Source organism: Streptomyces sp. NPDC017890 (assembly GCF_044328675.1).
GTDB lineage: Bacteria > Actinomycetota > Actinomycetes > Streptomycetales > Streptomycetaceae > Streptomyces.
In genome coordinates this window covers 416285-429158 of record NZ_JBIRHU010000001.1, presented here as the reverse complement: position 1 = coordinate 429158, position 12874 = coordinate 416285, and the positions used below count along the sequence as shown (strand labels likewise).

General features: G+C 73.8%; 12 protein-coding genes. 5 read left to right on the top strand and 7 right to left on the bottom strand.

What is annotated here, in order from left to right:
• Window positions 1-13: 13 nt before the first annotated feature.
• The 3 genes from ACH4F2_RS01815 to ACH4F2_RS01805 form a co-directional block, all read right to left on the bottom strand.
• Window positions 14-706, bottom strand: a complete 693-nt coding sequence (locus ACH4F2_RS01815) for a hypothetical protein (RefSeq protein WP_398130702.1) — start codon at window positions 704-706, stop codon at window positions 14-16.
• A 123-nt stretch (window positions 707-829) separates the two neighbouring features.
• Window positions 830-2677 (bottom strand): glycoside hydrolase family 3 protein, encoded by a 1848-nt coding sequence (locus ACH4F2_RS01810; protein ID WP_398130701.1) that lies wholly within the window; start codon window positions 2675-2677, stop codon window positions 830-832.
• A gap of 447 nt (window positions 2678-3124) precedes the next feature.
• Window positions 3125-4057 carry a LysR family transcriptional regulator gene (locus ACH4F2_RS01805; RefSeq protein ID WP_398130700.1) on the bottom strand — a complete coding sequence of 311 codons (933 nt, stop codon included), beginning with the start codon at window positions 4055-4057 and terminating at the stop codon, window positions 3125-3127.
• Between the two features lie 97 nt (window positions 4058-4154).
• Here ACH4F2_RS01805 and ACH4F2_RS01800 point away from each other — a divergent pair, with 97 nt between their 5' ends.
• Together ACH4F2_RS01800 and ACH4F2_RS01795 are read left to right on the top strand one after the other, a co-directional pair.
• Window positions 4155-5099 (top strand): EamA family transporter, encoded by a 945-nt coding sequence (locus ACH4F2_RS01800; RefSeq protein WP_398130699.1) that lies wholly within the window; start codon window positions 4155-4157, stop codon window positions 5097-5099.
• Window positions 5096-5755, top strand: a complete 660-nt coding sequence (locus tag ACH4F2_RS01795; RefSeq protein ID WP_398130698.1) for a GNAT family N-acetyltransferase — start codon at window positions 5096-5098, stop codon at window positions 5753-5755. Before ACH4F2_RS01800 ends, ACH4F2_RS01795 begins: the two co-directional genes overlap by 4 nt.
• Here ACH4F2_RS01795 and ACH4F2_RS01790 read toward each other — a convergent pair.
• Together ACH4F2_RS01790 and ACH4F2_RS01785 are read right to left on the bottom strand one after the other, a co-directional pair.
• A complete protein-coding gene (locus ACH4F2_RS01790) occupies window positions 5739-6539 on the bottom strand; it encodes a sugar phosphate isomerase/epimerase family protein (RefSeq protein ID WP_398130697.1) in 801 nt (266 codons plus the stop codon). The two genes, ACH4F2_RS01795 and ACH4F2_RS01790, sit on opposite strands and share 17 nt — an antisense overlap.
• Before the next feature lie 261 nt (window positions 6540-6800).
• Window positions 6801-7847, bottom strand: a complete 1047-nt coding sequence (locus ACH4F2_RS01785; RefSeq protein WP_398130696.1) for a LacI family DNA-binding transcriptional regulator — start codon at window positions 7845-7847, stop codon at window positions 6801-6803.
• Between the two features lie 287 nt (window positions 7848-8134).
• On the opposite strand from ACH4F2_RS01785, the gene ACH4F2_RS01780 reads away from it, so the two are divergent.
• Genes ACH4F2_RS01780 through ACH4F2_RS01770 form a run of 3 tightly spaced genes read left to right on the top strand, consistent with a single transcriptional unit; the run spans window position 8135 to window position 11312 of the window.
• Window positions 8135-9286: a Gfo/Idh/MocA family protein gene (locus ACH4F2_RS01780; RefSeq protein WP_398130893.1), complete on the top strand. Its 1152-nt coding sequence runs from the start codon at window positions 8135-8137 to the stop codon at window positions 9284-9286.
• Window positions 9283-10434: a dihydrodipicolinate synthase family protein gene (locus ACH4F2_RS01775; RefSeq protein WP_398130695.1), complete on the top strand. Its 1152-nt coding sequence runs from the start codon at window positions 9283-9285 to the stop codon at window positions 10432-10434. The genes ACH4F2_RS01780 and ACH4F2_RS01775 overlap by 4 nt, the downstream gene beginning before the upstream one ends.
• Before the next feature lie 35 nt (window positions 10435-10469).
• The gene (locus ACH4F2_RS01770; RefSeq protein WP_398130892.1) at window positions 10470-11312 is read left to right on the top strand and encodes a sugar phosphate isomerase/epimerase family protein; all 843 of its coding nucleotides are present in this window, start codon (window positions 10470-10472) and stop codon (window positions 11310-11312) included.
• Between the two features lie 170 nt (window positions 11313-11482).
• Here the strand turns inward: ACH4F2_RS01770 and rbsD are convergent, their stop codons facing one another.
• Complete coding sequence (rbsD, locus tag ACH4F2_RS01765; RefSeq protein ID WP_398130694.1) at window positions 11483-11872, bottom strand: D-ribose pyranase; 390 nt, start codon at window positions 11870-11872, stop codon at window positions 11483-11485.
• Window positions 11869-12771: a ribokinase gene (locus ACH4F2_RS01760; RefSeq protein WP_398130693.1), complete on the bottom strand. Its 903-nt coding sequence runs from the start codon at window positions 12769-12771 to the stop codon at window positions 11869-11871. Before ACH4F2_RS01760 ends, rbsD begins: the two co-directional genes overlap by 4 nt.
• Window positions 12772-12874: the final 103 nt, after the last annotated feature.

Below are 12874 nucleotides of genomic sequence, written 5' to 3'. Positions count from 1 at the left end.
GAACACGGACAACTCACAGCGGCCGGGCGCAGCCCACCGGCCGTTCGCCGCCGAGACGGACGTAGAGGCCGGTCGAGGCAGGGCAGTCCGCCCGGGCCGCGACCGCCTCGACCACCTCGAACTGCGGCTTCCGCTCGCCCTTGCCGTCGCACGCGGTCTCGCGGACCTTGCCGCCCCCGGCGTCGTAGACGCAGTCGCCGACGATGGTGCGCGGGCCGCCTCCGCCGCCGGGATCGCCGGGGTGCGGCGGCTGGAGCTTGCGCATGCAGGCGTAGCCCTGCGGCACGGCCCCGTCGCCGTCCTCGTCGGCGGAGGGGCGCTGCTCGCTGATGTGCAGGACGAAGTCGGTGGTGGCGGGGCACGGCGGACCGTCGCCCGCACGGCCGTTCTCCCGCGCCACGACCCGCGCCGCCGCCCGCTCACTGCCGCACGGCACTTCGGTGAAACTGACCGTCCCGAACGAGCTGCACTCGTCGATCGCCAGGAACACCGCCCCGTACCCGGACGGCCGGACGGCAGGCGCCGAGCCCGACGCGGCCTCCCCGCCGAGCCGGCCGTCCCCGTTCCCGCCGCCGCTTCCGTCCGCGTTCCCGTTCGCGCCACTGTCCCCGCCCGCCAGACCCGACGGACTCTGGCAGCCCGTCACCAGCACGGCGCACAGCACCGACAGTGCGCAGAACGCCCCCGCGGCCCATCTCTCACGCATCGCCAACCCCCCGGGTCCCCGGTCCAGCGTGACCCGCCGCGGCGGGGCACGCCAGACGCGCGGGGTGCATTGCGCACGGGTGACGGGGGCGCCCCCGGCGCGTGGCGTAGGCCGCGCTACGTCCTACGACCGGTACGACAGCCCGTGCCCGAGCGGGAACAGCACCGTCGCCGGATCGTCCGCCCGCACCACCGGAACCGGGAGCTTCCCGCGCGGCCGTGCCCGCCCGGCGATCACCCGGGCCGCCGCCCGCACCTCGACGTCGGTCCAGGAGTAGGCGGCGAGGTGGGCGGGGACGTCCGGGAGCAGGGCCACGTCGTACGGATTGCGGATCGCGACCGCGACGACCGGCTTCCCCGTCTCCAGCAGCCGCGCGGCCAGCGTGCGCTGACTGCTGCCCGCCGTGACGTTGTACGTGGCGACCACCACCGCGTCGGCGTCCCCGGCCGCCGCGACCGCCCGGTCGATGACGGCGGCGGACGGGGCGGTGCCCGTGGACAGGGCGGTCGCCGTGAAGCCCAGCCGCGTCAGCTCGCTCGCGAGAACACCCGTGGGCGGCCCGGTCGTACCCGAGGGGGAGGCGGGGTCGGCGCCCACGACGAGCACCCTCGGGTGCTTTTGCCGGGACAGCGGGAGCAACTGCCCCTCGTTGACCAGCAGCGTGGTGGTCCGCTCGGCGATCCGGTCGGCCGCGGCCAGGTGCCCCCGGGTGCCGACGGTGACGTCGACGTCCCGCCGGCTGGTGTAGGCGTCCCGGAACAGACCCAGCTTCGCCTTCAGCCGCAGCACGCGCAGGATCGATTCGTCGAGCCGCGCCTCGGTGAGTTCGCCGTCCCGTACGGCCGTCAGGACCGCGTTCCAGGCGAGGTCCAGGTGGGGCGGGTTGAGCAGCTGGTCGACGCCCGCCTTCAGCGCCAGCACCGGCACCCGCTCGTCGCCGTACTTGGACCGGACGCCCTGCATGCCGAGGGAGTCGGTGACCACGACCCCGTCGAAGCCCAGTTCCTCGCGCAGTATGCCGGTGAGGATGGGGCGGGAGAGGGTGGCCGGGTCGCCGGAGTCGTCGAGCGCCGGGACCATGAGGTGGGCCGTCATGATCGCGTCGATGCCGGCGTCGATCGCCGCGCGGAAGGGCGGCGCGTCCAGTTCCTCCCACTGCTGACGGCTGTGCGTGATCACCGGGAAACCGGTGTGGCTGTCGGTGGCGGTGTCGCCGTGCCCGGGGAAGTGCTTGGCGCACGCGGCGACCCCGGACCGCTGGTACCCCGTCACCTCGGCGGCCACCAGCTCCGCGACCGCCTGCGGATCGGCTCCGAAGGACCGCACGCCGATCACGGGATTGGCCGGGTTGACGTTCACGTCGGCGACGGGGGAGTAGTCCTGGCGGATACCCATCGCGTGCAGCTCGGCGCCCGCCACCCGGCCGAGGGTCCGGGCGTCGGACCGCGACCCGCCGGCGCCGACGGCCATCGCGCCCGGGAAGAGGGTCGCGGGCTCGCCCACGCGGGCCACGATGCCGTACTCCTGGTCGGTGGAGATGAGCACCGGAAGTCCGCGCGGCAGCCCCAGCGACGCCTTCTGGATGCCGTTGGACAGGTCGGCGATCTGGTGCGGGTCGCGGGTGTTGTGCGCCCAGGCGAAGTAGATGACCCCGCCGACCCGGTACTTGGCGACCAGCTCGGCCGCGGTGCGGACGCCGATCTCCTTGAGGTTGGCGTCGATGTCGGCCTGGTCGGGGTCGGTGGCGGAGTGGCCGTAGACCCGCATGACGAAGAGCTGGCCGACCTTCTCCTCCAGCGTCATGCGCGAGATGAGGGCGCGGAGCTTGTCGTCGTCGGGGCCGCGGGCGTCGGCGTACGCGGTGGAGCCGCCGGCCGCCAGGGCCGCGGTGACGACCGCGGTGGCGGTGAGGACGGTACGTCTGGAGGGGTGAGCGGTGCTTCCCGGGCCGGCCGTGCTGCTGTGGTGCACGTGCGCTCCTTCCGGAGTGATCCGCTGGGGAATCGCTGGCGAGCTGCTGAAGGAAACTTCCAAGGAGTCACCAATATCCGGGAAGTTTCTGCCAGTCAAGGGAGCGCACAGGAGTCACCCGAAGCCGCGAGGACCGGGCGGGTGGGGCCGCCGTCGGCGCCAGGGAGGGGGCGCGCCGACGGCGGCGGGCTGCCGGCCGCGGTACGGCTGGAGAGGGGTGGTCAGCGATCGCAGCCAGCAGCGAGGCCGACACCGCACCGCGAAGACTCGTCCGGCAGCGTGCGGATTGGACGACCGGGGCCGGAGCGGGGTTCCCGGTCGGGCCGGGTTTCTCCAAGTCGGTGCGTACGGTGCCTACGGTGCGTACGGTGCGTACGGGGCGTACGGGGCCGGTGGGCGGCGGGCGCGGTGCGGGGCCCGTTCCGCGTGCGGTGTCGGTCAGCCGGTTCAGCCGGTTCCCGCGGGAGGGGCGGTGTGGGCCGAGGCGTCAGGCCAATGGGCCCGTAGCGTGCGCACGGTCTCCGCGATCGCCGGACGGCGGGCCGCGCCCGCCCGCCACAGCGCGTACAGCCGCCGCACGGGCATCGGGTCGAGCGGCACCTCCACCACCCCGGCGGGCAGCGGACCGCGCCCCAGCCGGGGGATCAGGGCGACGCCCAGCCCGGCGGCGACCAGCGCGACGAGCGTCGGGTTCTCGTCGGCCTGGTGGACGATGTCCGGTTCGTGCCCGGCGCCCCGCAGGGTCCGCAGCAGCCAGTCGTGACATACCCGCCCGGGCGGCTGGCAGATCCACCGCTCCCCGCCCAGCTCCGCCCGCCGGACACCGGCCCGCCCCGCGAAGCGGTGCCCCTCGGGTACGAGCAGATCGCACAGGTCCTCCCCGATGGCCGCCTGCTCCACCCCGGCCGGGGCGGGCAGCGGCGCGATGTCCCAGTCGTGCGCCACGACCAGGTCGACGGCACCCTTCGTCACGAGGTCCACGGACAGGTGCGGGTCGACCTCGGTGAGGCGGACGTCGAGCGCGGGATGCCGCGCCGCCAGGTCGGCCAGCACGGGCGGCAGCAGCCCGCGAGCCGCCGACGCGAACGCGGCCACGGTCAGCCGTCCCGCCGGCACCCCGCGCCGCTCCTCCAGCCGGGTCTGCGCACGCTCCACGAGCGCCAGCAGCTCGTGGGCGGTGGCGGCCAGCTGCCACGCCTCGTCCGTGAGCCGCACCCCGCGCCCCTCCCGTTCCAGCAGCACGGTCCTGGTCTCCCGCTCCAGCTTGGCGATCTGCTGGGACACGGCGGACGGCGTGAAGCCGAGCGCGGCGGCGGCCGCGCCCACGGTGCCGTGCACGGACACGGCGTGCAGGGCACGCAGACGCTGGAGGTCGAGCACGAACGGCTCCCCGGGTTCAAAGAGTTAGCAGTGCTTCATCCAATGATGCAGCAATCATCGCTGGTGCTTCATGGTCGATCGGCGCGATCCTCGACGCATGCGACCCTCCCACCTCCTCCTCGCCGTGCTCGTCGCCGCCGTCTGGGGCGTGAACTTCACGGTGATCGAGATCGGCCTCGACCACTTCCCGCCGCTGCTCTTCTCCGCCCTGCGCTTCCTGGCGGCGGCACTGCCCGCCGTTTTCCTCGTGGGCCGCCCGAAGGCCGCCTGGAAGTGGATCGTGGCGGTGGGGCTGGTGCTGGGAGTCGCCAAGTTCGGCCTGGTCTTCGTCGGGATGGACGCGGGCATGCCGGCCGGCCTGTCGTCCCTCGTCCTGCAGATCCAGGCGGTGTTCACGGCGGTGATCGCGGCGGCCGTACTGGGCGAACGCCCCACCGGCGTACGGGCGCTCGGCATGCTGGTGGCGCTGGCCGGCATCGGCGTGGCGGCGGTCGACGAGGGTACCTCCGGCCCGCTGGGCGCCTTCGTCATGGTCGTCGGCGCGGCGGCCGCGTGGGGCCTGTCCAACGTACTGACCCGCAAGGCGTCCCCGCCCGACGCCCTGAACTTCATGGTGTGGGTGTCCACCGTCCCGGTGCTCCCCCTGCTGGCCCTGTCCCTCGTGACGGAGGGCCCGTCCCGGGACCTGGCGGCCCTGCGCGCCCTGGACTGGCAGGGCGCGGGCACCATCCTCTTCGTCGCGTGGGTGTCGACCGTCTTCGGCTTCGGCGCCTGGGGCTGGCTGCTCCACCGCCACCCCGCCTCCACGGTCGCGCCGTTCTCCCTCCTGGTCCCCGTCTTCGGCATGTCGTCGGCGGCCCTGTTCCTCGGCGAGCAGGTCACCCCACTGCGCTGGTGCGCGGCGGCGCTGCTGGTGGGCGGGGTGGCACTGACGACGCTCACCCCCGCCCGGCGCTCCCGGGACCGCGTGCCGGACGGCGTGCCCGCCCGCCCGGAAATCGTTGGACGGCGTCCCGTAACGGCGGAAGAATCCGTCCGGTGACGTTCACTCTGCAGGGCCCGGTCCTCGAAGGAACCCTGGTACGACTGGAGCCGCTGGGCCCGCACCACGCGGCCGACCTGGCGGTGGCGGCGGAGGAGGACCGCGGCAGCTACGCGTTCACGTGGGTGCCGAGGGCCGACGAGGTCGGCGCCTACATCGACGCCCAGCTGGCCCGGGCGGCCACGGGACGGCTGGCGCCCTACGCGCAGGTCTCCCTAGCCACCGGGCGGGCGGTCGGCGCCACCTCCTACTGGGAACCCCGCTCCTGGCTGACGGACGACGCCCTCGACGCCATCGAGGTCGGCTTCACCTGGCTGGCCCGCTCCGCCCAGGGCACGGGCGTCAACGCAGAGGCCAAGCTGCTCCTGTTCCGGCACGCCTTCGAGGTCTGGCGGGTGTCCCGGGTCGACCTCAAGACCGACGCCCGCAACGACCGCTCCCGCGCCGCGATCGAGTCGGCCGGCGCCCGCTTCGAGGGCGTCCTGCGCAACTGGTCCCGCTCCTGGGCGCCGGGCGAGGAAGGCCGGTTGCGGGACTCCGCGATCTACTCCGTCACGGCGGCGGAATGGCCGCGGTGCCGGGAGCGGCTGGAGCGCCGGGTGCGGACCGCGGCATCCGCGTCCACGACGACTTCCACGCTCACGCCGCGTCGCTGAGCAGCCGGGCGAGGTGCTCGCGCCCCGCGTCCAGCAGTTCCGGCAGCGGGGCGGCCGACTCGTACCACCGCTTCTCGTACTCCCAGCACAGCCAGCCGTCCCAGCCGTGCCGCGAGAGGACGTCCACCACCTCGGTGAGCGGCAGCACACCGGTGCCCAGCGGCAGCGGCGTGGTGTCGTCGGCGGAGGCGATGTCCTTGACCTGTACGTAGCCGAGGTGCGGGGCGAGGGCCAGGTAGCTCTCCGAGGGCTGCTCGCCGCCCAGCCAGGTGTGCATCACGTCCCACAGGGCGCCGACCTGCCGGTGCCCGACCAGACCGAGGACGCGCATCGCGTCGGCCCCCGTGCGGTGCGAGTCGTGGGTTTCGAGGAGGATGCGTACGCCGAGGTCGGCGGCGTACTCCGCGGCCGTGCCCAGCCGCCGGGCGGCCGTCGCGTCGGCCTCCTCCGCGCTCTGTCCGGTGCCGCCGCCGGGGAAGACCCGGACGTACGGGGCGCCCAGGTCGCGGGCCAGGCCGAGCAGGGTACGGATCTCGGCGATCACCGTGTCGTCGTCGCCCGGCGCGGCCACCCGCGCGTACCCCGCGAGGCCCAGCAGCTCCACGCCCGCCGCCTTGAAGGCCTCGGTCACCGCGGACCGTTCACCGGGGGTCAGGCCCGGGTGGACCGGTTCCTCAGGGTGGGCGCGCAACTCGACACCGTGGTAGCCGTGCGCGGTCGCGAGCCCCAGTACGTCGGTCAGGGGCAGGCCGGGGACACCGAGGGTGGAGAACGCCAGCTTCATGCCCACGGAGCGTACCCGCCCCCGCCCCCGCCACTCCTCCCACCGGCCCGGGTGTCGCCGCCCCAGCGCCGACGGAGGAGCTGGGGCACAGGCCGCCCTACCTCGGTCGTCCAGCACTTGCGGAGGGACACGGCCCAGCCCGTTCGTCCCTGGGCTTGCGGAGGGGCGCGGCCCAGCTGTGCCCGCCGAAGCGGGGGCCCTGGGGGCGGCGGCCCCCAGCGAGGCCCACACCGACGCGGGGCGCACCGACACTCACGGCGCCTACCCCCGCGGCCCTCCGGAGGACCCCCGCACCATCAACTCCCCCCGCACCGTGGCGATCCCCCCGGGCGGCGCGTCCTCCCGCCCCATGGCGATGCGCCCGGCCCGCGCCCCCGCCTCCGCGAGCGGCAGCCGCACCGTCGTCAGCGCGGGCACCGCGTCGATGCTGAACGGCAGGTCGTCGAAGCCGGCCACGGACACGTCGTCCGGGATCCGCAGCCCCGAGTCGCGCAGCGCCGCGCAGGCGCCCAGCGCGACGGAGTCGTTCGCGGCGACGACGGCCGTCAGCTCCGGGTCCCTGCGCAGGAGTTCGAGCGTGGCCTCGTAGCCGGACTGCCGGTCGTAGCGGCCGTGGACCGTCCAGCGGGGGTCCTCCTCGATGCCGTGCGCGGCGAGCGCGGCGCGGTGGCCCTCCAGCCGGTGCCGGGTCGTGGTGCGCTCCTCGGGGCCCGCGATGTAGCCGAGCCGCCGGTGCCCGAGCCCGATGAGGTGCTCGGTCAGTTCCCGGCCGCCCCCGCGGTTGTCGAAGGTCAGCGCGATCGCCCCCGTGTCCGGAGCCGGCGGCCGCCCGCAGAGCACCACCCGCGTGCCGGCCTCCGCCAGTTTGCGCAGCTTCGCCGCCACGGCCGCCTGGTGTGCCGCGTCCTCCATCGCACCGCCGGTCAGCACGACGGCCGCCGCCCGCTGCCGCTGCAGCAGCGTGAGGTAGGTCAGTTCGCGCTCCGGGGTGCCGCCGGTGTTGCAGACCACGGCGAGTCTCTCGCCGCCCGCTCTGCCGCCCGGCCCGCCGATCTCGGACTGGACCGCGCCGGCCATGATGCCGAAGAAGGGGTCGGCGATGTCGTTGACCAGGATTCCCACCAGGTCGGACGTCGCCGCCGCCAGGGCGCTCGCGGGCCCGTTGAGTACGTAGTCCAGGTCGTCGACGGCCTTCAGCACCCGCTCCCGGGTGGAGGCCGCCACGGGGTAGTTCCCGTTGAGCACGCGCGACACCGTCGCGGGGGAGACCTGGGCGCGGGCCGCCACGTCCGCCAGTGTCACCGTCATGTCCTCGTCCTCCGCATCGCGCGTGTGCCGAACGCCGTCTCAGCCGTCCAGGTGACCTTACGGGCACCGGCCGCCGCCGTTCGTCCCCTCGAACAACTCGCCCGGATCACGGTCTTGTCCAGACCACCGTCCACAGGCTAGCTTCTTACGCATAGAAAGCGCTTGCTGTATTGCTCGCTGTGCTGCCGGCCGAACCGCTCGCCGCGCTGCTCGCCGTACCGCTCGCCGCGCTGCTCGCCGTACCGCTCGCCGCGCTGCCGCTGTACGGCTCGTACGAAGGGAATGACGTGACACGCAAGACGGTGCGTATCGCCATGAACGGTGTGACCGGGCGCATGGGCTATCGCCAGCACCTCGTCCGCTCCATCCTGGCCCTCCGCGAACAGGGCGGCCTCGACCTCGGCGACGGCACCGTGCTGTGGCCGGAACCGATCCTGGTCGGCCGCCGGGAGCACGCGCTGCGGGCGCTGGCCGAGCGGCACGGCCTCGAGCACGTCTCGACGGACGTGGACGCGGTCCTCGCCGACGACAGCGTCGACATCTACTTCGACGCCCAGGTGACCTCGGCCCGCGAGGAGGCGATCAGGAAGGCGATCGCCGCTGGCAAGCACATCTACACCGAGAAGCCCACCGCCACGGGCCTGGACGGCGCCCTGGAACTGGCCCGCCTGGCGAACGCCGCCGGCATCAAGCACGGCGTCGTCCAGGACAAGCTCTTCCTCCCCGGTCTGCTCAAGCTCAAGCGCCTCATCGACGGCGGCTTCTTCGGCCGGATCCTGTCGGTGCGCGGCGAGTTCGGCTACTGGGTCTTCGAGGGCGACTGGCAGGACGCCCAGCGCCCCTCCTGGAACTACCGGGCGGAGGACGGCGGCGGCATCGTCGTCGACATGTTCCCGCACTGGGAGTACGTCCTGCACGAGCTGTTCGGCCGCGTGAAGTCCGTCCAGGCCCTCACCGCCACCCACATCCCCGAGCGCTGGGACGAGAACGGCAAGCCCTACGACGCCACCGCCGACGACGCCGCCTACGGCGTCTTCGAGCTCGACGGCGGCGCGATCGCCCAGATCAACTCCTCCTGGGCGGTCCGCGTCAACCGCGACGAGCTCGTCGAGTTCCAGGTCGACGGCACCGAGGGCTCCGCCGTCGCGGGACTGCGGGGCTGCCGCGTCCAGCACCGCTCCGCCACCCCGAAGCCGGTCTGGAACCCGGACATCCCCGCCACCGAGGCCTTCCGCGACCAGTGGCAGGAGGTCCCGGACAACGGCGACTTCGACAACGGCTTCAAGGCCCAGTGGGAGCTGTTCCTGCGCCACGTCTACGCCGACGCCCCCTACCACTGGGACCTGCTGGCCGGTGCCCGCGGCGTCCAGCTGGCCGAGCTGGGCCTGAAGTCGTCGGCCGAGGGCCGCCGTCTCGACGTGCCGGAGATCGCGCTGTGACCCTCCACCTGCCGGACGCGAACGGCACCACGCGCGCCTACGAGCCCCGCGCGGAACCCCTCGCCTTCACCCCGGGAAGCGCTTTCACGTCCCGCACGGTCTTCTCGGCCGCGCACGTCGTCGCCGACCCGTACGCGGACACCACCCCCGACGGCCCCGCCGCCGTCGACTGGGACGCCACCCTCGCCTTCCGCCGCCACCTGTGGTCGCACGGACTCGGCGTCGCCGAGGCGATGGACACCGCCCAGCGCGGCATGGGCCTGGACTGGGCCGGCGCGGCGGAGCTGATCCGCAGGTCCGCCGCGGAGGCGAAGACGTGCGGCGGCCGTATCGCCTGCGGCGTCGGCACCGACCAGATCACCGGCGGCACCCTCGCCGAGGTCCGGACGGCCTACGAGGAACAGCTCGCCGTGGTCGAGGAGTCGGGCGCCCAGGCCATCCTGATGGCCTCCCGTGCCCTGGCCGCGACGGCGAAGGGCCCCGACGACTACCTGGAGGTCTACGGCCACCTCCTCCGCCAGGCCACCGAACCGGTCGTCCTGCACTGGCTCGGCCCGATGTTCGACCCGGCCCTGGAGGGCTACTGGGGCTCACCCGACCTCGACACGGCGACCGACACCTTCCTGGAGGTCATCGCCGCCCACCCCGACAAGGTCGACGGCATCAAGGTCTCCCTCCTCGACGCACAGCGCGAGGTCGACCTGCGCCGCCGCCTCCCGCAGGGCGTGCGCTGCTACACCGGCGACGACTTCAACTACCCCGAGCTGATCGCCGGCGACGAACAGGGCTTCAGCCACGCCCTGCTCGGCATCTTCGACCCGCTGGGCCCGCTCGCGGCCGAGGCGGTCCGCGTCCTGGACACGGGGAACACGGAGGGCTTCCGCGCCCTCCTCGACCCCACCGTCGAACTCTCCCGCCACCTCTTCCAGGCCCCCACCCGCTTCTACAAGACGGGCGTGGTGTTCCTGGCCTGGCTGGCCGGCCACCAGAGCCACTTCACGATGGTCGGCGGCCTCCAGTCGGCCCGCTCCCTGCCGCACCTCGCCCGCGCCTACGAACTCGCCGACGGCCTCGGTCTGTTCCCGGACCCGAAGCTGGCCCAGGAGCGCATGAGGAACCTGCTGTCGGTGTACGGAGTGGACCAGTGAGCGATCTCGACCTGACCCGTTTCAGTATCAACCAGATGACGGTCAAGCAGCTGACGCTGCCCGAACTGACCGCCGCCTGCCGGGAACTGGGGGTCGGCAACGTCGGCCTGTGGCGCGAACCCGTCCAGGCGTACGGGGTCGAGGCGGCGGCGAAACTGGTCCGTGACGCGGGCCTGACCGTCACCACCCTGTGCCGCGGCGGCTTCCTCACGGCGACGGACGCGGACGAACGGGCGAAGGCCCTGGCCGACAACCGCCGCGCCGTCGACGAGGCCGCCACCCTCGGCACCGACACCCTGGTCCTCGTCTCGGGCGGCCTCCCGGCCGGCGACAAGGACCTGCGCGCCGCCCGGGAACGCATCGCCGACGCCCTGGCGGAACTGGCCCCGTACGCCGAGCGGCACGGCGTACGCCTGGCCATCGAGCCCCTGCACCCGATGTACGCCTCCGACCGCTGCGTGGTCTCCACCCTCACCCAGGCCCTGGACCTCGCGGAACGCTTCCCGGCCCACCAGGTCGGCGTCACCGTCGACACGTACCACATCTGGTGGGACGACCGGGCGCCCGAGCAGATCGGCCGGGCCGGGGCGGGCGGCCGTATCCACACCTTCCAGCTCGCCGACTGGACCACCCCGCTGCCCGAGGGCGTCCTCAACGGCCGCGGCCAGATCGGCGACGGCGCGATCGACATGCGGGAGTGGAAGGGGTACGTGGAGGCGGCCGGGTACACCGGCGCCATCGAGGTCGAGCTGTTCAACGAGGGGCTGTGGGCGCGCGACGGGCGGGAGGTGCTCGCCGAGACGGCGGCACGGTTCGCCGCCCACGCGGGGGACGCGGCCGACGCCGCCGGCGAGGGCGACGGGGACCCGGAAGAATAAAGTCCGGCGACCCGTGCAACCGTTTCGACGCCCGGCGGGTCGTACATGGCATCAGAACCCCTGTGGGGGACCCGGGGGGGGAATCACGGGGTTCTGAACGGGGGAGGGGAAACCCGAGGGGACCCGGTCGACCGGGTCCCCTCGAAGCTCTCCCGCGCGCCGGACGGTCCTCAGAAGAAGACCCCGCAGCGCAGCAGTACGTTCGCGTACGGCCGGGCCTCCCCGGTCCGCACCACCAGCCGCGCCCCCGCCGAGAGTTCCTTCAGCCGCTCGTGCGGGACGAGGCCGAGGGCGGGGAAGTGCCCGTCGAGCAGCGCGGCGGCCTCCGCGTTGGCCTGCCGTATCTCCGTCGCCGCCGTCGCGCCCTCGACGACCAGCTCGTCGAGCAGGCCCTCCACCACCTCCGCGAAGGACGGCACCCCGGCGCGGAAGGCCAGGTCGACGACGCGCGGGCCGTCGGGGACGGGCATGCCCGCGTCGCACACCAGGACCCCGTCGCCGTGGCCGAGTCCGGCCAGGGCCCCGGCGAGGTGGCGGTTGAGTATCCCGGCCTTCTTCACAGCGCCTCCGCCTGGGCCGCCGTCGGGTACGACGCCTGCGCCCCCGCCTTCGTGACGGCCGCCGCGCCGACCCGGGCCGCGTACGCCGCCGCCTCGGCGAGCGACTCACCCGTACCGAGCCGCCAGGCCAGTGCCGCGGTGAACGCGTCGCCCGCGCCCGTCGTGTCCACGGCGTCCACCTTCACGGACGGGACACGGGAGACGCCCGCGCCCGACGCCACCAGCGCGCCTTCGGCGCCCAGGGTCACGACCACCGAGCGCGGCCCCTTGGCCAGCAGGATGCGCGCCCAGTCCTCGGGGCGTCCGCCGACGCAGGAGTCACCGAGGATGACCTTCGCCTCGTGCTCGTTGACGATCAGCGGGTCGCAGGCCGCCAGCACCTCCTGCGGAAGCGGGCGCGGCGGCGACGGGTTCAGCACGAACCGGCTGTCCGGTGCCAGGCTCCGGACCACCTCCACGACCGTCTCCAGCGGGATCTCCAACTGCGTGGAGACCACGCGGGAGGCGTGGAAGAGGCTCGCGGCGGCGCGGACGTCCCCGGGCGCCAGCCGGCCGTTGGCGCCCGGCGACACCACGATGCTGTTGTCGCCCGACGGGTCGACGGTGATCAGCGCGACGCCGGTCGGCGCCCCGCCCACCAGCACGCCGACCGTGTCGACGCCGGCCGCCCGCTGGGAGTCCAGCAGCAGCCGGCCGTAGTCGTCGTCGCCGACCCGGGCCAGCAGGGCCGTACGGGCGCCGAGCCGGGCGGCGGCGACCGCCTGGTTCGCGCCCTTGCCGCCCGGGTGGACGGCCAGGTCGGTGCCGAGGACCGTCTCACCGGCACCCGGCCGCCGGTCGACGCCGATCACGAGGTCGGCGTTGGCCGACCCCACGACCAGGAGGTCGTAGTCGTACATGAATCGCTCCCCGATCCGCATGAATCCGAGTACCGCATGAAACCGAGTACCGCATGAATCCGAGTACCGCAGCAATACGAGTGAGGAGGGCGGACGGCCGACG